Source organism: Egibacteraceae bacterium (assembly GCA_035540635.1).
GTDB lineage: Bacteria > Actinomycetota > Nitriliruptoria > Euzebyales > Egibacteraceae > DATLGH01.
Genome location: DATLGH010000055.1, coordinates 12,985 through 32,132 on the forward strand (window position 1 = coordinate 12,985; position 19,148 = coordinate 32,132).

At 74.7% G+C, this 19,148-nt stretch carries 16 protein-coding genes; 8 read left to right on the forward strand and 8 right to left on the reverse strand.

What is annotated here, in order from left to right; all coding sequences use genetic code 11:
• Positions 1-21 precede the first annotated feature (21 nt).
• Genes VM324_09480 through VM324_09490 form a run of 3 tightly spaced genes read right to left on the reverse strand, consistent with a single transcriptional unit; the run spans position 22 to position 3,220 of the window.
• Positions 22-1,026 (reverse strand): lysylphosphatidylglycerol synthase domain-containing protein, encoded by a 1,005-nt coding sequence (locus VM324_09480; protein HVL99506.1) that lies wholly within the window; start codon positions 1,024-1,026, stop codon positions 22-24.
• Positions 1,023-2,219, reverse strand: coding sequence for an acyltransferase family protein (locus VM324_09485; GenBank protein ID HVL99507.1), 1,197 nt, complete (start codon positions 2,217-2,219; stop codon positions 1,023-1,025). The genes VM324_09480 and VM324_09485 overlap by 4 nt, the downstream gene beginning before the upstream one ends.
• On the reverse strand, positions 2,216-3,220 hold the full coding sequence (locus VM324_09490) for a GNAT family N-acetyltransferase (protein HVL99508.1): 1,005 nt from the start codon (positions 3,218-3,220) through the stop codon (positions 2,216-2,218). The genes VM324_09485 and VM324_09490 overlap by 4 nt, the downstream gene beginning before the upstream one ends.
• Before the next feature lie 157 nt (positions 3,221-3,377).
• On the opposite strand from VM324_09490, the gene VM324_09495 reads away from it, so the two are divergent.
• The 6 genes from VM324_09495 to VM324_09520 all read left to right on the forward strand — a co-directional run bounded on the left by VM324_09495 (position 3,378) and on the right by VM324_09520 (position 10,127).
• Complete coding sequence (locus VM324_09495; GenBank protein HVL99509.1) at positions 3,378-4,781, forward strand: FAD-binding oxidoreductase; 1,404 nt, start codon at positions 3,378-3,380, stop codon at positions 4,779-4,781.
• Between the two features lie 296 nt (positions 4,782-5,077).
• On the forward strand, positions 5,078-6,055 hold the full coding sequence (gene phnD, locus VM324_09500; protein HVL99510.1) for a phosphate/phosphite/phosphonate ABC transporter substrate-binding protein: 978 nt from the start codon (positions 5,078-5,080) through the stop codon (positions 6,053-6,055).
• A 20-nt stretch (positions 6,056-6,075) separates the two neighbouring features.
• Positions 6,076-6,783 (forward strand): ATP-binding cassette domain-containing protein, encoded by a 708-nt coding sequence (locus VM324_09505; protein ID HVL99511.1) that lies wholly within the window; start codon positions 6,076-6,078, stop codon positions 6,781-6,783.
• Positions 6,780-7,622: a phosphonate ABC transporter, permease protein PhnE gene (phnE, locus tag VM324_09510; GenBank protein ID HVL99512.1), complete on the forward strand. Its 843-nt coding sequence runs from the start codon at positions 6,780-6,782 to the stop codon at positions 7,620-7,622. The genes VM324_09505 and phnE overlap by 4 nt, the downstream gene beginning before the upstream one ends.
• Before the next feature lie 35 nt (positions 7,623-7,657).
• Positions 7,658-9,148, forward strand: a complete 1,491-nt coding sequence (locus VM324_09515; GenBank protein HVL99513.1) for an FGGY family carbohydrate kinase — start codon at positions 7,658-7,660, stop codon at positions 9,146-9,148.
• Between the two features lie 100 nt (positions 9,149-9,248).
• The gene (locus tag VM324_09520; protein HVL99514.1) at positions 9,249-10,127 is read left to right on the forward strand and encodes a DUF1028 domain-containing protein; all 879 of its coding nucleotides are present in this window, start codon (positions 9,249-9,251) and stop codon (positions 10,125-10,127) included.
• A 322-nt stretch (positions 10,128-10,449) separates the two neighbouring features.
• Here the strand turns inward: VM324_09520 and VM324_09525 are convergent, their stop codons facing one another.
• Entirely contained in the window at positions 10,450-12,042 is a 1,593-nt protein-coding gene (locus tag VM324_09525; GenBank protein HVL99515.1) for a methylmalonyl-CoA mutase family protein, read from the reverse strand.
• Between the two features lie 19 nt (positions 12,043-12,061).
• On the reverse strand, positions 12,062-12,883 hold the full coding sequence (locus tag VM324_09530; GenBank protein ID HVL99516.1) for a cupredoxin domain-containing protein: 822 nt from the start codon (positions 12,881-12,883) through the stop codon (positions 12,062-12,064).
• Positions 12,884-13,014: 131 nt separating this feature from the next.
• On the opposite strand from VM324_09530, the gene VM324_09535 reads away from it, so the two are divergent.
• Both VM324_09535 and VM324_09540 read left to right on the forward strand, forming a co-directional pair.
• Entirely contained in the window at positions 13,015-13,683 is a 669-nt protein-coding gene (locus tag VM324_09535; protein HVL99517.1) for a response regulator transcription factor, read from the forward strand.
• A 78-nt stretch (positions 13,684-13,761) separates the two neighbouring features.
• Positions 13,762-14,142 carry a response regulator transcription factor gene (locus VM324_09540; protein HVL99518.1) on the forward strand — a complete coding sequence of 127 codons (381 nt, stop codon included), beginning with the start codon at positions 13,762-13,764 and terminating at the stop codon, positions 14,140-14,142.
• Between the two features lie 33 nt (positions 14,143-14,175).
• Here the strand turns inward: VM324_09540 and VM324_09545 are convergent, their stop codons facing one another.
• The 3 genes from VM324_09545 to VM324_09555 are packed head-to-tail and all read right to left on the reverse strand — an operon-like array spanning position 14,176 to position 19,007.
• On the reverse strand, positions 14,176-15,492 hold the full coding sequence (locus tag VM324_09545) for an adenylate/guanylate cyclase domain-containing protein (GenBank protein HVL99519.1): 1,317 nt from the start codon (positions 15,490-15,492) through the stop codon (positions 14,176-14,178).
• Positions 15,492-17,744 carry an ATP-binding protein gene (locus VM324_09550; GenBank protein ID HVL99520.1) on the reverse strand — a complete coding sequence of 751 codons (2,253 nt, stop codon included), beginning with the start codon at positions 17,742-17,744 and terminating at the stop codon, positions 15,492-15,494. The genes VM324_09545 and VM324_09550 overlap by 1 nt, the downstream gene beginning before the upstream one ends.
• Before the next feature lie 27 nt (positions 17,745-17,771).
• Positions 17,772-19,007: a hypothetical protein gene (locus VM324_09555; protein HVL99521.1), complete on the reverse strand. Its 1,236-nt coding sequence runs from the start codon at positions 19,005-19,007 to the stop codon at positions 17,772-17,774.
• Positions 19,008-19,148 lie beyond the last annotated feature (141 nt).

Genomic DNA, 19,148 nt, shown 5'->3' on the forward strand with positions numbered 1-19,148 from the left:
CCTATCCGGCGCCGGCCCGCGTCAACCTGCGGGGCGGCCCTCACCGACCGGGGCGGCTTCGCCGCGGGCGAGCCGCGCCACGCCGAGCAGGCTCAGCTCGGCGACGAGCTCGAGCAGCCGCACGGCCGCGGAGAGCAGCAGGGCCTGCGCCCCGCCGATCACCGGGGCGAGCGCGACGGCGATGATGCCCTCGCGCACCCCGAGCCCCCCGGGGGCGAAGACCGCGAGGGTCCCCGCGAGGCTGCCCAGGGCGTAGGTGCCCACAGCGGTCAGCGCGTGGGTCCGCAGGTCGCCCCCCACCGCGGCGAAGAGCGTGAGGAACGCCGTGTGGCGCAGCAGCGTGTTCGTGCCGTAGCGCGCGACGAACCGCCACATCGTGGGACGGTCGACGCCGACGCGCGTCGCGATGCCCGCGAAGCGGCCGCCGGTGACCCGGTCGACCAGGGGGCGGCGGGCCAGCGCGTCGACGGCCCGCAGCATCGCCTCGGGGTGCGCGACGGCTGCGACGATGCCCGCCGCGGGCAGGGCCGCCGCGGCCATCACCCAGCGGGCGTCCCCGGCGAGGGGCAGCCACCAGGGCACGGTGACGATGACGATCGTCGAGGTCACCATGAGCATCCACGTGAGCTCGAGCACGGTCGACAGCACCCCGGCGGTCGCCGGCACGCCGTAGCGGCGGCCGACGACCGCGCGGCTGCCGACCTGGGCGAGCGTCACCGTGTACCGCGAGATCTGCGACACCGACCACACCCACAGCGCGGTGCGGAAGGGCAGCCGCGGACCGGCCACGGCGACGATCGCCGACCAGTTCCACGCGAGCAGCGCGTTCGCGGTGAAGTAGACGGCCACCGCGAGGAGCGAGGGCGCCAGGCCGGGCAGTCCGCCGGCCTCCCCGACGGCCGCGCGGCGCTCGTAGAGCACGGTGGCGGCCACGGCGACGAGCGCGCCGAACAGCGCCCACGACCCGACGCGCAGCCACGCCCCCCGCCGGCCGCCCCCGCGGCCGGCCGCCGGCGGCGACGTCACGGCTGGTGCTGCGCGTCGCGCTCGCGGGCGGCAGGGCGGTCGGCCGCCTCCGGGGTCGCCTCGCGCGGCCTGACACCGGACGCCCGCCCCCGCGACCCGAGCACGAACGGCGCGTCGAGCAGGTACTCGAGCGGACCGCGTCGGAAGAAGGCGAGCCACGCCGTGGCGACGAGCGTCGCGGCGGCCATGAACGCGACGACCCGGACTCCCGCGCCCGCGACGTCGGCTGCCCGCACCGCCCGGGGGTCGGCGGCCATCGCCAGGATGTGCACGACGTAGACGGTGAACGCGAACTGGCCGAGGGCGACGAGGGGGCGCAGCAGTCGCGGCAGCATCTCGGCGACGACGAGGCACGCGGCGAGCGTCGCGACCGCCGCGGCGCCGGCCTGCCACAGCCACACGAAGGACTGGCTGTGCGGCTCGTCGTCGATCGCGAGGGCCCACCAGTCGGGGGCGTGGTCCGGGGTGACGGCGTTCAGCACGACGCCGGCCCACAGGGCGAGGAGCGCGACGACCGCACCGGCGGCGAGCGCGCGGGCCTGCACCCGCGGGTCGGCGAGGTCGAGCCTGCCGAGCCACATGCCGAGCAGCAGCGCACCGACCTGGGCGACGAGGGGGTACACCCCACCGACGAGCAGGCCGGTGAGGATCTGCGCCGGCGGGTCGGTGAGAGCGGGGGCGACGCCGGTGATGACGTCGGGTCGTGCCGTGGCGACGGCGACGAACACCGCCGGGCCCGCGACGAAAGCGGCCGCGGCGGCGGCGAGCAGCGCCCGGCGTGACCAGCCGACCGCGACGGCGGCGACGACGAAGAGCACGGCGAAGTCGGCGAGGATGACCGAGACGCCGTGCCCGAGCTCCTGCAGCGCGAGCCCGAGCGGCAGCAGCACGACGCTGCGCCACAGCAGCCGCTGGCGGGTGCGCGTGCGTGACGGCGACCGGCCCCGGTCGAGCAGCGACACCCCGACTCCCGCGACGAGCACGAACAGCAGCGCCGCTCTGCCCCGCGGCCCCTCGGGCAGGCCGGCCACCTGCCCGCCGGCGCCCGTCGGATCGGCGAGCGTGAAGTGCACCATGACCATGCCGAAGATCGCCACGGCCCGCGCGACGTCGATGCCGGCGATGCGCCGACCGCCCCGGACGGGCGCGGAGGCGCCGCCCTCGTCCGGCGGCGTCCGCGACGCCGCACTCATCGCGTGGCCGGACCGTCGGCGAGAGCGCCCCGCAGCGTGCGCCCGAACGCCCGGCCGGGCCGGGTGTGGTAGGCGTAGAGCGCGCGGCGCAGCGGCTGGTCCCAGCCGTGGGCGGTCACCGCGCGGCGGGCACGCTGGCGGACACCCTCCACCTCGACGAGCGCCCGCGCCCGCAGCGAGGCCGACAGCGCGATGACGATCGTGGACAGCGTGTAGGTGCCGTTCGCCCAGACGTCCTTGTTGCCCCGCGAGCCCTTGCCCATGTAGTAGGCGGCGATGCCACGCTCGACGAGCTCGGGCATGAGCAGCTGCATGTGCACGTCGCCGACGCTCTCCCTGAAGCCGCGGTCGACGGCGGGCATGTAGCCGACGAAGCGGTCCCCGACCGCGTAGCCGGTGCGAAAGCTCACCGGCCGGTCCCCGACGCAGAGGGCGCTGACGAGCAGCTCGCGCCCGGCGAAGCGGCGCCAGAGGTCGCGTAGATAGGGCTCGTCGCGCACGTTCGCATCGTACGCGCGGGTGTAGGCGACCCGCGAGCACAGCAGGCGGAAGAAGTGGTCGAACATCGCGTCCGCCTCGCGCGGCTCCACCCAGCGGATGGTGAGCGCGCCGTGCGCGCCGAGCTTGCGGATGTCGTGGCGCAGCCGCTTGCGGCGCTTCGTGCTGAGCGTCGCCCGGCAGTAGGCGTCGGGGTCCGTCCCGAACCGCGCGAACGCGCACTCGTAGCGCCGGTGGACCCGCGCGCCGGGGTAGGCGCGGGCCGCCTCGCCCGGCATTCCCTCGTCGTCGGCCACGTCGTGCAGCACCGCCACCGTCGCGCCCCGTGCCGGCGCAACGGGCGGCTGGGCGGGGTCGGGGAACACCCCGGGGAAGTCGCTCCTGCCGGCGGTGCGCAGCAGCCCGCCGTCGCGCACGAGCGGCACGCCCCACGCCCGCTGCCCGGTGAGCTCGAGACCGCGCTGCCGGCTCCAGTGCTCCGCGAGCGCGTCGGTGGGGAACACGCCAGCCCCCCGGGGCTAACGGAGCGGGCGTGCGGCGGTCACCGGTGGAACCGCACGCTGCGCTGCTCGACGGTCATGGGCGTCATGCTAGCGCGCCCGCTCCGCAGCCCCTGGCGCTAGGTTCGGGTCCCGTGACGCCTGCCCGCCCGTCGCCGTGATGGACCTGCACGCCCGCCTCGCCGCGGTCGTCGGGGCGACGCACGTGCTCGCCGACGCCGGCCTGCGGGCGCCCTACGAGACGGACTGGACGGGGCGGTTCTCCGGAAGGGCCTCGCTCGTCGTACGCCCTGCGAACACCCGGGAGGTTGCCGGGGTCATCCGCGCGTGCGCCGACGCGGGTGTGGCGGTCGTGCCGCAGGGCGGCAACACCGGTCTGGTCGGCGGCGGCGTGCCCCGCGGCGGCGAGGTCGTCGTGAGCCTCGCCCGGCTCACCGCCCTCGAACCCGTCGATGCCGCGGCGCGCGCGGTCGTGGCCGGTGCGGGGGCGACCCTCGCCCGCCTGCAGGCGCACGCCGCGGAGGCGGACCTCGCCTTCCCCGTCGACCTGGCCGCCCGCGAGACCGCCACGGTCGGTGGCCTCGTCGCCACCAACGCCGGCGGCGTGCACGTCCTGCGCTACGGCGCGATGCGCGCGCAGGTGCTCGGGGTCGAGGCGGTCCTCGCCGACGGCCGGGTCCTGTCGCACCTGTCGGGGCTCGCCAAGGACAACACCGGCTACCACCTGCCGAGCCTGCTCACCGGCAGCGAAGGCACACTCGCCGTGATCACCCGCGCCTGCCTGCGCCTCGTGCCGGCCCTGCCCGCGCGGGTGACCGCGCTGCTCGGCCTGGCGTCGACCGCCGACGCGCTCACGGTGCTCGCCCGCCTGCGCGCCGACCTGCCCTCGCTCGAGGCGGCGGAGATCTGCTACGCCGACGGCATCGCGCTCGTCGCCGCCCACACCGGCCTCGCCCTGCCGCTGCGAGGCCACCACCCCTGCTACCTCCTCGTCGAGTGCGCGGCGCCGCGGGACCCCACCGACGCGCTCGCCGAGGCGCTCGCGCACGCTCCCGAGGTCGCCGACGCCGCCGTCGCAACCGACCGGGCCGGGCGCGCCGGCCTGTGGGCGTTTCGCGAGCGCCACACCGAGGCCGTCGCCGCGCTGGGCGTCGGCGTGAAGCTCGACGTCACGCTCCGCCCGGGCGCGGTCGCGGCGTTCGAGGAGGCGGTGCGCCGGCAGGTCGCCGGCGTCGCACCCGGCGCCCGGACCCTCGTGTGGGGGCACCTCGGCGACGGCAACCTCCACGTCACCGTCGTGGGGCCCGAGCCGGGTGACGAGGCGGTCGAGGACGCCGTTCTCGGCCTCGTCGCGGAGGCGGGCGGGTCGATCAGCGCCGAGCACGGCATCGGTGTGGCGAAGACCCGCTGGTTGCCCCGCACGCGCAGCGCGGTCGACCTTGCGGTCATGCGGGCCGTGAAGCAGGCGTTGGACCCCGCGGGGCTGCTCAACCCCGGCGTGCTCTTCGCGCGCGTGCCCTCCACCACAGGCGAGGGGCTCCCCGCGGCGGGCGACGTGGAGTAAGGTTGCTGACGTGACCGGTCGGGTTGTCGGCAGCGGCCTTCCGCGCTACCTCGCGGGAGGTTGGCCGTGACGCGCGTCGTCGGCCCTGGTCAGGGCCCGGGCGCCGCAGGACCGCCCCCGGCGGCTGCGGACGCGCTGACCCCCGACCGCCCGGTCGATTCCCTCCTCCCCTCGCCGTTCCGCCCCTTTGCCCGGGCGCGGGCCTTCGGCGTGCGCACGGTCAAGGAGTCCGCTATGCCACCGCATCACTCGTCCACTTCCCGCGGCGGGAACGAGCCCGCCATTCGGGGTCGCGCGTGACGGCGTACCACGGCCCTGGTCAGGGCCGGCCGACCCCGCGGCGCAGGGACCTGCGGCCCGGCGCCCTCCTCGTCCTCGCGCTCGCCGTCCTGCTCGCCGCCTGCGGCCAGGAGCCGCCGCCCGAGGGCGCCCCGAGCGCCGAGGCGACCGAAGGGGTGCCCGACCCGCTCGCTGTCGGGCTGATCCCGAACGTCGCGCCCGACGAGCAGCGTGCGCGCTACCGCCCGCTCGAGGAGTACCTCGAGGGCGCCCTCGGCGTGGAGGTGGAGCTCTTCGTCGCCTCCGACTACGCAGGGGTGGTCGCGGCCATGGCCGCCGACCGCCTCGACCTCGCCTACCTCGGCGGCGTCACGTACGTCCAGGCCGAGCAGCAGGTCGACGTCACCCCGCTCGTCACCGAGGTCGACCGGGAGACGGGCGCCCGCGAGTACGTCTCGGTCATCGTCGTCCGCGACGACGCGCCGTTCACCGGCCTCGACGACGTGCTCGCGGCGGGTGGTCGCTTCGCCATGGGCGACGTCGCGTCGACGTCGGGCAGCCTGTACCCGCGGATCATGCTCATCGACGCCGGCGCGCGGTGCGACGCCCGCCGGCTGACCGTCTGCCCGCCCCTCGCCTCCGTCGACTTCACCGGCGGCCATGACGCCGCGGCCCAGGCCGTCCTCGCCGGCCACGCCGACGCGGCCGGCGTGGAGCGGCGCATCCTCAACCGCCTCGTCCGCGACGGCGCGGTTCCCGAGGGGGCGCTGCGCGTCGTCGCCGAGCACCCGGTCATGGGCTACCCGTGGGTGGCGCGGACCGCGCTGGGCCGCGCGGCGCACGAGGCGATCACCGACGCCTTCCTCGCCATCGACGACCCGGCGCTGCTCGACCTGCTCCGCGCCGGGTCCTACGAGACGGTGACCGCCGCGGACTACGACGAGATCCGCCGGCGCACCGCCGAGCTCGGGCTGCTGGAGCGGGCAGACCGGTGATACGTGTCGAGGGTCTCAGCGTGGACTTCCCCGCTCGGGGCATCCGGGCGGTCGACGGTGTCGACCTCGAGGTCCGCGCCGGGGAGCAGGTCGTGCTGCTCGGCCGCTCCGGCGCCGGAAAGACGACGTTGCTGCGGGCACTGCTCGGGGGGGTGCCCGCCGCCACCGGCAGCGTGCGCATCGGCGGGCGCAACCCGTGGGGCTCGCCGGCCGAGGTGCGTGCCCTGCGCCGCTCGACCGGGGTGATCCGCCAGGGCAACGACCTCGTGCTCGGCGTCAGCGCCCGGTTGAACGCCCTCATGGGCACCGCCTCGCAGTGGCGGCTGCGCGACTGGGTGACCGCGCTGCGCGGGCGCGTGCCGGCGGCGTACGCCGAGCGCCTCGCCGCCCTCGCCGACCACCACGGGATCGCCGACGCCCTCGACGCCCGCGTCCACGAGCTGTCCGGTGGCCAGCGCCAGCGCGTCGCCCTGTGCCGGGCGCTGCTGCCGGGGCCGACCCTCCTCCTCGCGGACGAGCCGACGAGCGGCCTCGACCCCGCCGCCGCGCAGACGGTTGTCGCGGCGCTGCGCGCCACCGAGGGTGTGACGCTCGTCGTCGCGACGCACGACCTCGGCGTCGCCCGGGCGTTCCCCCGCACCGTCGCGCTGCGTGAGGGCGCGGTCGTCTACGACGGGCCGGACTTCGACGCGCGCATCGCCGAGCGCGTCTACGGGGTGCCGGCGTGACGGCCCCCGAGACGGTCCTGCCGCAGGGGCCTCCGCCACCGGTTCCGCGACGCCCACCCCCGCCGGCCGGCGGGCGCGTCGCCAGGTGGGGCGGCGCCAGCCTCGTCGTCCTCGTCGTCGCCTGGTCCGTCGCCGGCACCGACATCGGCCTCGGGTCGCTGCTCGAGGGGCGCCAGGCCGGCCTGCGGATGCTGCGGTCCTTCCTCACCCCCGACCTGTCCGGCGAGTTCCTCGCCGTCGTCGCGTCCGCCGCGGTGGAGACGGTGCAGATCTCCGTCTCCGCCCTTCTGCTGTGCGTGCTGCTCGGGCTGCCCCTCGCCGCCCTCATCGCCGGCAACGTGCGGGCGCCCCGGCCGGTGGCCGCCACCGCCCGCGTCGTCGCCGCCGGCCTGCGGGGCATCCCCGAGCTGCTGTGGGCCCTGCTGTTCGTGGCCACCGTAGGCCCGGGTCCGGCCGCGGGTGTCTACGCGATCGCCCTGCACGGCGCCGGGCTGCTCGCCAAGCTCTGCAGCGAGCAGCTCGAGGCGGTCGACCCGGCACCCGTCGAGGCGCTGCGCCTGACCGGCGCGTCGCGGTCGGCGACCGCGCTGCTCGCGACCGTGCCGCAGGCCCGCAGCGGCATCGCGTCGCTCGTGCTCTACCAGTGGGAGTGCAACATCCGTGCGGCCACCATCGTCGGGCTCGTGAGCGCCGGCGGGATCGGCCAGGACCTCGTGATCTCCCTGAAGCTGTTCCGCTACTCAGAGGCGGGCACCCTCGTCCTCGCGATCGTGGCGATCATCCTCGCCGTCGACTTCTTCTCGCGCCTCGTCCGTCGCCGTCTCGGCGCGGCGTCCTGAGGGCTGCGCAGTCGGGCCCATGGCACGATGCGGCCATGCCCGGGGAACCTCTGCTCGCCGGCGTCGACGTCGGCACGACGAGGGTGAAGGCCGCCCTCTACGACACGCGCGGCCGGGCGGTCGCCTCAGCGGCGGTTCCCACGCCGACCCGCCCGCTCGGTCCCGGCCGCGCGGAGCACGACGCCGAGGCGCTGTGGGACGCCGCGGTCGCGGCGCTGCGGCAGGCGCTCGACGACGTCGCGGACCCGGGGCGCATCGCAAGCGTCGCGGTGGCGAGCATGGCCGAGGCGGGCGTCCCCCTCGACGCGTCGGGTGAGCCGACCGCGCCGGTGATCGCCTGGTTCGACCGGCGGGCGGAACCGCAGGCCCGCCGGCTCGCCGAGGCGATCGGCGCCGTGCGTCTGCGCACCCTCACCGGCGTTCCGCCCCAGCCGATCTACGGCGTCTGCAAGCTCGCGTGGCTGGCCGACCACAGACCCGACGCCTTCGCGCGCGCCCGTGTGTGGCTCAACATCGCCGACTACATCGCCTACCGCCTGTCCGGCGTGCACGCCACGGACCTGTCCCTCGCGACCCGGACCGGCGCGCTCGACCTGCGGGCGCGCGCCTGGTCGCGCGAGGTGCTCGCCGCCGCGGGCGTGCCCCGGCCGCTGCTCGCGCCGCTCGTGGCGAGCGGCACCGCCCTCGGCGGCGTGACGCGCGAGGCGGCCAGGGTGACGGGTCTTGCGGAGCACACCGTCGTCGGCGCGGGAGGCCACGACCACATCTGCGGTGCGCTCGCGGCGGGGGTCGTCGACCCGGGGCGCGCGCTCGACTCGATCGGCACCGCCGAGTCCGTGCTCGTGCCGCTCACCGCACCGCTGCCGACCGGCGAGGACGCGCCCCGCTACTCGCAGGGCGTGCACGTGGCCGCGGGCCGCTGGTACGCGTCCACCGGCGTCCACGCCGGCGGTGCGAGCATCGACTGGGTGACCGGGCTCGTCGCCGGCCGCGCCGACCGCGCCGGGCTGCTCGCCGAGGCCGCCACCGTGCCGATCGGGGCCCACGGCGTCGTCTTCGCCCCCCACGTCCACCTGCCCGGCGTGACCGACGGCGCCCAGGGCGCCCTCGCGGGGCTGACCCCGGACACGAGCGGGCCGGTCATCGTGCGGGCGGTGCTCGAGGGCCTCGCCGTGGCCGCCTGCGACGTCCTCCACCGGCTCGTCGCGCAGGCGGCGCACCCTGCCGCGCCCGAGGTGCGGGTCATCGGCGGGGGCGCCCGCAACGCCCTGCTGCTCGCCATCAAGGCGGCCGTGGGGGGCCGGTCGCTGCGCCGGCCCGACCTCACGGAGGCGACCGCCCTCGGCGCGGCGCTGCTCGGCGGTGTAGCCGCGGGGGTGTTCAACGACACGCACGCGGCAGCGGCCGCGGTCGCGGCCGACCTCGACGAGGTCACCCCCGCCGACGAGGACGTGGCCGCCTACGCCGCGGTGGCCGCGCGTGTCCGCGCGCTCTCCTGCCTGCAGCGTGCCGCCCCTGGCAGGTGAATCCCGCCACGCCGCGCGGCGGTCGACGCGCAGCGCCGAAGAACCCGGGGCACCCGCTGGCGAACACCTTCGTTAGAGTGTCGGCATCACCTACTCGATCATCGCCCGGGACGCGGGCACGGGAGAGATGGGGATCGCCTGCCACTCGCAGGCGTTCGCCGTCGGCAGCAGCGTCCCGTGGGCGCTGCCGGGCTACGGCGCCGTCGCGACCCAGTCCATGGGCGAGCCGATGTACGGGGAGCTCGGTCTCGACACCCTGCGGGGAGGGCTCACCGCCGCTGAGGCGCTGACCGCCCTGCGCAGCGTCGACCGCCATCCGGAGCGCCGGCAGGTCGGCATGGTGGACGGCCAGGGGAACTTCGCCGCCTACACCGGCGACGCGTGCGTCGGCGCGGCCGGCCACCGCTTCGGCAAGGGCTGCGTCGCGCTGGCGAACATGGTCACGTCCGAGGACGTGTGGGTCGCCATGGTGGAGAGCTTCGAGCGGTCCTCCGGTCGCCTGCCTGATCGGCTCGTCGCCGCGCTGCACGCCGCGGAGGCGGCCGGCGGGGACATCCGCGGGGAGCGTTCCGCCGCGATCCTCGTCGTGCGCGCCGAGCGCACCGGCCGCCCCTGGCGCGACCAGATCGTCGACATCCGTGTCGACGACCACCCCGCAGCCGTCGCCGAGCTCAGCCGGCTCGTGACGCACAGCGCCCGCTACCACGTCATGGTCCACGCCTTCGAGCGGGCGCTCGACGGTCAGGTCGACCGGGCCCAGGAGCTCCTCGAAACCGTCGAGCCCCCCGACCCCGCAACCGAGGGGGACCTCAGCATGTGGCGCGCGGTCATCCTCGGGCTGGCGGGTCGGACCGACGCCGCTCGCGAGCAGCTCCGCGAGCTCGAGAAGGCCTCACCCGAGTTCGTGGAGGCGGTGACGCGCTTCAGGACGGCAGGGCTCGTCGACGACCCCACCCTGTTCGACCGCATCCTGCCCTGAGGTCCCCGCAGGGCGGCGGGTCACCACAGCGACGTGACGGAGACCGTCTACTGCGGCATGGTGACGAGCTCGAGCGAGGCCCCCCTGGGGGTCGCTCACGGCCGAGGGTCGCCTGTAGGGGGAGTCGGCCGGCTCGCGCTGCACGGTGCCGCCGAGCTCGCGAACCTGCGCCGTCGCGGCGTCCACGTCGGCGACGGCGAAGTAGGGGACCCGGTGCGGCGGTACGCCCTACGGGTAGAGGCCGGCCATCAGGAGCATCCCGCCGACGGGGCGGTCGTCGACGCGGAAGGTCCGGTAGGCGGGGCCCCGGTCAGCCTACGCGCTACCGGGCGTCGGCGGGACGGTACCGGCCGAACACCCCACGCAGGGTGTCGCACACCTCCCCGACGGTCGCCATGGCGCGCAACGCCTCCTTCATCACCGGCAGGAGGTTCGCGTCGCCGCGCGCCGCCCGGTCGACGTCGGCGAGCGCGGCCCCGACGGCCTCGGCGTCCCGTTCGCTGCGGACGCGCGCGAGCCTTGCGATCTGGTCGTCGCGCACGGTGTCGTCGACCCGCTGCAGGTCCGGCTCGATGTCCTCGTCGACGGTGTAGCGGTTCACGCCGACGACGATCTGCTCGCCCGCCTCGATCCGTTGCGTGAGCTCGTAGGCGCTGCGTTCGATCTCGCCCTTCTGGAAGCCGGCCTCGATCGCCCGCACGGCCCCGCCCATCTCGGCGATGCGGTCGAGGTAGTCGGTCGCCTGGCGTTCGACCTCGTCGGTGAGCGACTCGACGAACCAGCTGCCGGCCAGGGGGTCGGCGGTCAGCGGCACGTCGGTCTCGTGGGCGATGACCTGCTGGGTGCGCAGCGCCAGCCGCGCGGCGGACTCCGAGGGCAGCGCGAGCGCCTCGTCGAAGGCGTTCGCGTGCAGCGACTGCGTGCCCCCGAGCGTGGCGGCCAACGCCTGCACGGTCACGCGGACGAGGTTCACCTCGGCCTGCTGGGCCGTCAGCTGAACACCGGCGGTCTGCGTGTGGAAGCGCAGCATCATCGACCGCGGGTCGCGGGCGTGGTAGCGCTCGCGCATGACCCGCGCCCACATCCGTCTCGCCGCCCGGAACTTGGCGACCTCCTCGAGCAGGGAGGAGCGCGCCACGAAGAAGAACGACAGCCGGGGCGCGAACGCGTCGACGTCGAGGCCCGCGCCGACCGCGGCGTCGACGTAGGCGATGGCGTCAGCGAGCGTGAAGGCGACCTCCTGGGTTGCCGTCGCCCCGGCCTCGCCGATGTGGTAGCCGGAGATCGAGATGGTGTTGAAGCTCGGCAGCTCCCGCGCGCAGTAGGCGAAGGTGTCGGTGACGATCCGCAGGCTGGGCTCGGGCGGGAAGATGTAGGTGCCCCGGGCGATGTACTCCTTCAGCACGTCGTTCTGGATCGTGCCGCGGAGCTTGGCGGGCTCCACGCCCTGCCCTTCGCCGACGAGCTGGTAGAGCAGGAGCAGCATCGCCGCCGGCGCGTTGATCGTCATCGACGTCGAAACTTCGTCGAGGGGGATCCCGTCGAACAGGGCGCGCATGTCGGCCAGCGAGTCGATCGCCACCCCGACCTTGCCGACCTCCCCGGCGGCGAGGTCGTGATCGGAGTCGTAGCCCATCTGCGTCGGCAGGTCGAAGGCGACCGAGAGGCCGGTCTGGCCCTGGGCGAGCAGGTACTTGTAGCGAGCGTTGGACTGCGCGGCGGTCGCGAACCCCGCGTACTGACGCATCGTCCACAACCGTCCCCGGTACATCGAGGCGTGGACGCCGCGGGTGAACGGGTAGGCGCCCGGGTCACCGAGGTCGCGGTCGTAGTCGAGCGGGGCGTCGTCGGGGCGGTAGACCGCCTTGGCCGGGATCCCCGATGCGGTGACGTGGTCCCGGGAGTCGCTGCCCATGGGCGGCGAGTGTACGCGGCTACTCGACGGCGAAGGCGCCGACCATGCCCTCGCGCTCGTGCGTGTGCGGCCGGCAGTACAGCAGGTAGGTCCCCGCACGGTCGGGGGTGAACTCGACGAGCACCTCGCTGCCGGGCTTCACGATGGCGTCGACACCGAGCTCGTCGATCGTGAAGGTGTGCAGGGCAAGGTCGTCGTTGCGGACGACGAACCGCGCCGGCCTGCCCTCGCGAACGGTCAGCGTGGCGGGCTCGAACGCGAAGCCCACCATGGTCACGGGCTCGGCGCCGAACCGGTCGAGCGCGCTCACCGTGTGGCGACCGGACAGCGTGAGCGCGCCCGACAGCACCGCCAGCCCCGCGAGCGCAACGGCCGCGGCGGTGGTGACCGCCCGCTGGGCGGGGGCCGGCCGGCTGTCCGCGCGGCGGCGCTCGTGGAGCAGCGACGCGGCGGAGCCGCCGGCCGCGAGCAGGGCGCCGAGGAGCAGGCTCACCGAGGGGAAGAAGTCGAAGAAGCTGTCGGGGTGCCGGAGCGTTTGCGGAGCGAACGGCGCGGCCACGACGAGCAGGCCGAGGCTGGCCACCAGGCCGACCGCCCGGCCCCACACGCCGCGGTGCCACACCGCGGCAGCCCCGAGCGGCACGGCGACGAAGGGGGCGACGAACCCGGCCGCGGACAGCCCTTCGGGAGCGAGGACCCAGAGCGGCGCGGTCGCCGCCGCGAGCAGCCCGAGCAGGGCGACCCCGCGATAGGCGGGCGGCGTCACGCGCACCTCCTCGCTGCCGACCTCCGCCGCGGCCGGCGTGGCCCTCACCCTGTCCTCCTCGACGATCATCGTCATCGCCTCCATCGACACGGTACGCCGAACCCCCGGCGCGCGACATGGCGCAGCCTGGTGCGTCGACGGGGGTGGCTACCCCCCGGGGCTGCCCCTGCGGTCCCCGCCGGGCGAGCCCGCCTATGCTTCCTGGCATGCCGATCCGGGTCGTGCTGGCGGAGGACAGCTACCTCGTGCGCGAGGGTGTTCGCATGCTCATCGAGACGGAACCCGAGCTCGAGCTCACGGCGAGCTGCGGGGACCTCGACGCCCTCCTCGCGGCGGTCGAGGAGACCCAACCCGACGTCGTCCTCAGCGACATCCGCATGCCGCCGACCGGCACCGACGAGGGCATCCGCGCCGCCGCGCAGCTGCGGCAGACCCACCCCCAGACCGGGTTCGTGGTGCTGAGCCAGTACGTCGAGCCGGAGTACGCCCTCGCGCTGTTCCGGGACGGCTCCGAGCGCCGCGCCTACCTGTTGAAGGAGCGGGTGGCCGACCTCGACCAGCTGCTCGCCGCCATCCGGGCGGTCGCCTCCGGCGGGTCGGTCGTGGACCCCAAGGTCGTCGACGCGCTCGTCGAGGGTCGCTCGCGCCAGCAGCAGTCGACCCTCGACCGGCTGACGCCCCGCGAGCAGGAGGTCCTGGCCGAGATCGCCCAGGGCAAGAACAACGCCGCCATCGCCAGCACGCTCTTCCTCACCGAGCGGGCGGTCGAGAAGCACATCAACGCGATCTTCTCCAAGCTCGGACTCACCGACCAGCGCGACACGCACCGGCGGGTGCAGGCCGTGCTGCTCTACCTCGCCGAGCGCGGGGCGTGACGCGGGAGGCCACCCCCCTGCGAAACTGGGGTACTGGCACGTGCGCGCGCCACCCCGGGGAGCGGCAGTATGGCTGATATGGAATCAGCGGAGGTCCGGGTGCTCATCGTCGACGACCAGGCGGCGTTCCGACAGGCCGCCCACCTCGTCGTCGAGCTCACCGACGGCTTCGCGGTCGTCGGGGAGGCGGAGAGCGGCGAGGAGTCGGTCGAGCGCGCCTTCGAGCTCCAGCCAGACCTCGTGCTCATGGACGTGAACCTGCCGGGAATCGACGGGCTCGAGGCCACCCGGCGGATCCTCGCGCAGGTCGAGGGCGTCCGGGTGGTCGTGCTGTCGACCTACGAGCCGAGCGAGTACGCGCCCCGTGCCGCGGCCGCCGGCGCCCTCGCCTACATCCCCAAGTCCGCCCTCGACCCCGACAGCCTCGAGGCGGCCTGGCTCACCTCCGCCCCGGCCTGACGGTGGCCCTCTGCGGCGAGCCGGTGGACGGAATCAGGCCGCGACGCCGGCGTGGATGCGGAAGGCGGTCACCGGGGTCTGGCGCCCCTTGACGAGGGCGGGCGCGATCCGCTCCAGCGGCGGCTTGCGCGCCAGGCCCTCGACCGTGGCGGCGGACAGCACGGTCTCGCCCGGCTCCGCCCACTGCTGGAGGCGCTGCGCGAGGTTGACCGTGTCGCCCACGACGGAGTACTCCAGGCGCTCCTCGGAGCCGAGGAGCGCCGCCGCCACCCGGCCGGTCGACAGCCCGATTCCCAGGCCGAAGGGGGCCAGGCCCTCCGCCTCCCAGGCGCGGTTCACCGCCGCCTGCGCGGCATGCATCGCCTGCGCCGCCGCGACCGCCCGGTCGGCGTGGTCGGACTGGGGGGTGGGCGCCCCGAACACCCCCATCACCGCGTCACCGACGAACTGCATGACGGTGCCGCCCTCGGCGAGCAGCGCATGGTTCATCTCGGCGCGGTGGGCGCCGAGCTGGCGGGCGAGCAGGCTCGGGTCGGTGCGCTCGGCGATCCCGGAGTAGCCGCGGATGTCGGACATGAGGACGGTGACCTCGAGGGTCTCGGTCTCGCCGATGCGCCGCCCCTCGGCCCGCAGCTTCTCCGCGATGCCCCCCGGCAGCAGGCGGGAGAGCGTCTCGCCCTGCTCCTCGCGGTCGACGATCGCCTGGTGCAGGAGCTTGAGGCGCTCCAGGCAGCCGTGCTGCCCCGCGCTGAGGCCCTGCGCGAGCTTCAGGAAGAGCTGCTCGATCGCGTCGTCGATGTCCGCGGCGGTGGTCTGGCGAACGACGGCGATCGCCTTGATGGGCTTGCCCTCGGCGACCATGCGGAGCAGGTCCTCCTCCGAGGGGGAGAGTCCCGAGTCGCTGCGCACCGGCTTGAGGAGGGCCTCGACGATCTTCGGGTCGAGCGTCGACCCTCCCGAGGCGACCTCCCGGATCGCGCGGGCGAGCTGGTCGCCCTCCGCCACCCGGTCCTTCAGCAGGTAGGCGTAGCCGGCGGCTCCCTCGCTCAGCAGCGACACGGCGTACTCGGGGTCGTCGTACTGGGACAGGATGACGACCCCCGTGCCGGGATGGCGCTTGCGCAGCTCCTTGGCGGCGTCGATGCCCTCGCGCTGGAACGACGGGGGCATGCGGATGTCGGTGACGAGCACGCGCGGCGGGTTGTCCGCGGTGGCGGCGACAAGCTCGTCGTAGTCACCCGCGACCCCGATGACGGCGAGGTCGTCCTCGAGTCCGAGCAGCGCGCGGACGCCCTCGCGAACGATGAGGTTGTCGTCGGCGAGGAACACCGTGATGGCGTCGTCCGCCACTAGCCGCCCTCCACCCGGTCCAGCACCGCCGCGTCCGGCCCCCCGCCGTTCGCGAGCGGCACGGAACCGGTGACGGTGGTGCCCTCACCGGGGGCGGATCCGACCACGAGGCGGCCACCGAGCGCGTCGACGCGGTCGGCCATGTTCTGCAGCCCGAGCCCGTGTGCCGTCTTCACCGGGTCGAAGCCATGCCCGTCGTCGGTCACGGTGAACCGCAGGGTTTCACCGTCGTCGACGAGGCTGATCTCCGCGCGCGACGCCTCTGCGTACTTCGCGATGTTCTGCAGCGCCTCGAGGCAGCAGAAGTACACCGCGGCCTCGAGCGCCTGGTCGTAGCGACCAATCCCCTCCGCGGACACCGCCACCGGCAAGGGCGCCTTCGCCGCCTGCGCGCGCAGCGCGGCGGGCAGCCCCTCGGCGGCGAGCAGCGGCGGGTAGATCCCCCGGGCGAGGTCGCGCAGCGTGTCGATCGCCTCGTCGGTCTCCGCGGCCAGGGTGTGCAGCAGCTCGTCGACAGGCCGGCCCTTCTCCACCATGCGCTCGGCGAGGCGGATCTTCACCTTGAGCGCGACGAGCTGCTGCTGCGCACCGTCGTGGATGTTGCGCTCGAGGCGCCGGCGGACCTCGTCCTGGGCCGACACGAGGCGTTGGCGCGAGGCCCTCAGCTCCGCGAGGCGCTCGAGCAGCTCGGTGGTCAGCCGCGCGTTGCGCAGGACGAGTCCGGCCTGGGCGGCGAGGTCGCCGAGGAGCTTCTCCTCGGTCGGGCCCAGGCCCTCCGACCCGGGCTTCTTGACGCTGAGCGCGCCGAGCAGCTCGCCCTGGTGGCGCACCGGGCAGGCGGCGGTGACGTGACCGAGCGGCGGCAGCTCCCTGTTCAGCAGGGGGATGGGGGCGGGGGTCGACGCCTGCGCCGGCCAGGAGGCGGCCGGCCGCAGCTCCCCGCCGACGGCGAGCCACACGTCCACGCGCCGCGCCGCCGTGCCCTCGGCCAGCACGCGCGCCATGCGCGCCAGCGTCTCCTCCGTGGGAACCGCCTCGGCGACGCGCTCGGCGAACGCCGACAGGACCTCGTAGGGGGTGGCGCGCCGCCCGTACACGAGGCGGTTGGCTAGGCGCTGCGCGCGTTCCCGGGCCGGCTGGAAGGCGACCGCGACGACCCCGGTGGCCACGACCGAGAGCAGGACGCTGTCGCCCTGCGCGCCGACCACCCGCCCGACGCCGACGACGAGGCCGATGTAGACGGCGCCGACGAAACCGGCGAGCAGCCCGTACACGATCGTCCGGCTGATGACCCGCTCGATGTTCCACAGCCGGAACCGCAGGAGGCCGACGAACAGGGCGATGGGGATGATCGCGAAGACCGGCTGGAAGATGCGGAAGAGCTCCGCCGGGATGACGGTGATGGCACGGCCCTCGAAGGTCTCCATGGCCGACTGGGTGACGCCCTGTGTGAGGACGTAGAGGCCCAGGAGCAGGGCAGGCGTGAGCGCCCAGAACAGCAGGCGGCCCTGCTGGTGCTCGACGGGTGAGCGGGACCGCCGGTAGCGGTAGGCCTGGGAGGCCACCCCCACGGCCGGAGTGAGGAGGCCGAAGACGATGACGACGGCGAGGGTCCGCGAGGTGCCCACCAGCCGGAAGCCGAGGGCGGCGACGGCCGCCGTGGCGGCGACGTAGAACGCGACGAGCGCTCCCCGCGACCAGCGGGGCACGAGCCGCCCGTCGGGGAACAGCAGCAGCGCGAGGACGTAGGAGACGGTCGCGACGAGGTGGAACGCGTCGTGCACGATCGTGTCGAGCAGCGTCCCCTCGAGCTCCTCGTACACGCCGTAGGCCTGGAGGTTGAAGATCGCCGCCGTGCCGACCATGCCGAGCACGAGCAGGCGGGCGGTCCGGTCACGCGGACGCAGCCAGAGCAGCAAGGCGGCGAGGGCGAGGTTGAACAGGCTGAATACGTAGTCGATCGCGAGCTGGGCCGGAGGCTGCGCGTGGTGCGAGGCCTTCGCCATGGCCTCCGCCCCCCGTCCGAGCAGGGTGTCGAGCACGCCGTGGTAGTGCAGCGTCTCGTGCAGCCCCGGAACCGCCGCCGCGACGGCCGAGACGACGCCCATGCCGAGCACGACGAGCGCAAAGCCGGCGTAGGCGGCGAGGAAGGCGAAGAACAGCCAGTCGCCACGCGTGGTCTGCGAGCGCTCGGCCGGCCTCTCGACCACCGCCGGCGAGGGTGGAGCGGCTGCGTCGGTGGCGGCCGTCATGCGGTTTTCCGGTCTTGGGCCGTCCGGCTAGCGGACGACGACCTCGCCCACCATCTGCGGATGGATGAGGCACGCGTAGGGATAGGTGCCGGGGCGGGTGAAGGTGAGCCGGTAGGCGTCCTCCCAGAACGCCCCGGAGGAGATGAAGCCCGAGCCGTCCCATTCGCCGGCGTCGACGACGACCGGCTCGGGCGGCTCGGCGCCCTCGGGAGGTGGGCCCTCGCCCTCTCCGCCCTCCGGCTCCGGGGCCCCGGGGCTGTTGACCGGCTCGACGGCCTCCGGGCTCAGCGTCACGGTGCCGTCCTCGGCGACGGTGAGCTGCGCGAAGTACTCCGGGACGTCGAAGCTGACCGTGTGCAGGCCGGCGAAGTGCCAGGTGACCGCCTCGCCGGCGCCGACCTCCACGCGGCGCGGGATGAACTCGTTGATGCCCGCGTGGCCGGCCTCCTCGCTCCAGTAGCCGGCGATCGGCTTCGGCAGAGTGCGACCCTCGACCTCGACCGCGTCCCCGGCCTCGATGACCTGCTGGTAGGCCGTCCGCAGCGGCTGCGCCATCTCCTCGATCTCGGCGCGGGCCTGCCGGGCCACGTCGGCCTGCGAGGGGATCTCGACGTCGGGCTCGACGACCGTGATCGTCCCCGCCTGGAACGGCCCGTGGAGGTTGCAGTAGTAGTTGTAGACGCCCGGGGCGATGTCGTCGGCCAGCTCGACGCGGAACTCGTTGCCCCGCGGGCCCTCGTAGTGGATGTAGCCGCTGTTGTAGTAGGTCTGGCGTCCGTTGAACGCCGGCTGGCGCTGCTGCTCCTCACCGCACGGGGTGTTGGGGTCCTCCGGCGGCGCCCCCTCCTCGAGGAAGCACGGCTGCGCGGCGTTCTGCTGGATCGCGAAGTCGTCGCTCTCGTGGTCCATCATCGACGGCAGCGGCGCCATCGCCGCGTCGGCCTGCTCGAAGACCTCCGGCGGGATCTCCTCGTCGGGCACGTCCCCGTACTGCTCGATGAGCGGGCCGAGGACGTTCATCATCTCGTCGACCATCGTGCCCATCGTCACGCTGTGCGGCTCGCCGGTCCACTCCTGCTTGAACACGACGGTGGAGCCGGGGTGGACGGTGACCTCCTTCGGGAAGTACGCGATGAACGAGCTGGCGACCTCGTCGTCCTGGTAGTCGACGAGCACCTCGCGGGTGTCACCGCCATCGCCTGCCGCGCACGCCGCCGCCAGGATCATGAACCCACCCACGAGCAGCCCGCTCCTCCGCCTCACCCGTTCCCCCTCGTCCCGCAACCCGCGCCTCGACGAAGTGTGCATCTCCCGGAGAGACCCTGCAATGGGTGCGTGCACCCCTGACCGGGCGGAGGCATGCATCCCCGGGCCGGGGGGCGGGGCGGAGGGCCCGAAGGTGGC

What these genes read in the sequence shown, in the direction of transcription:
- VM324_09535 (HVL99517.1), top strand. Translation starts at nt 13,015, where the DNA reads ATGCCGATCCGGGTCGTGCTGGCGGAGGACAGCTACCTCGTGCGCGAG.
- VM324_09485 (HVL99507.1), bottom strand. Translation starts at nt 2,219, where the DNA reads ATGAGTGCGGCGTCGCGGACGCCGCCGGACGAGGGCGGCGCCTCCGCG.
- VM324_09550 (HVL99520.1), bottom strand. Translation starts at nt 17,744, where the DNA reads ATGACGGCCGCCACCGACGCAGCCGCTCCACCCTCGCCGGCGGTGGTC.
- VM324_09530 (HVL99516.1), bottom strand. Translation starts at nt 12,883, where the DNA reads ATGACGATGATCGTCGAGGAGGACAGGGTGAGGGCCACGCCGGCCGCG.
- VM324_09495 (HVL99509.1), top strand. Translation starts at nt 3,378, where the DNA reads ATGGACCTGCACGCCCGCCTCGCCGCGGTCGTCGGGGCGACGCACGTG.
- VM324_09540 (HVL99518.1), top strand. Translation starts at nt 13,762, where the DNA reads ATGGAATCAGCGGAGGTCCGGGTGCTCATCGTCGACGACCAGGCGGCG.
- VM324_09525 (HVL99515.1), bottom strand. Translation starts at nt 12,042, where the DNA reads ATGGGCAGCGACTCCCGGGACCACGTCACCGCATCGGGGATCCCGGCC.
- VM324_09515 (HVL99513.1), top strand. Translation starts at nt 7,658, where the DNA reads ATGCCCGGGGAACCTCTGCTCGCCGGCGTCGACGTCGGCACGACGAGG.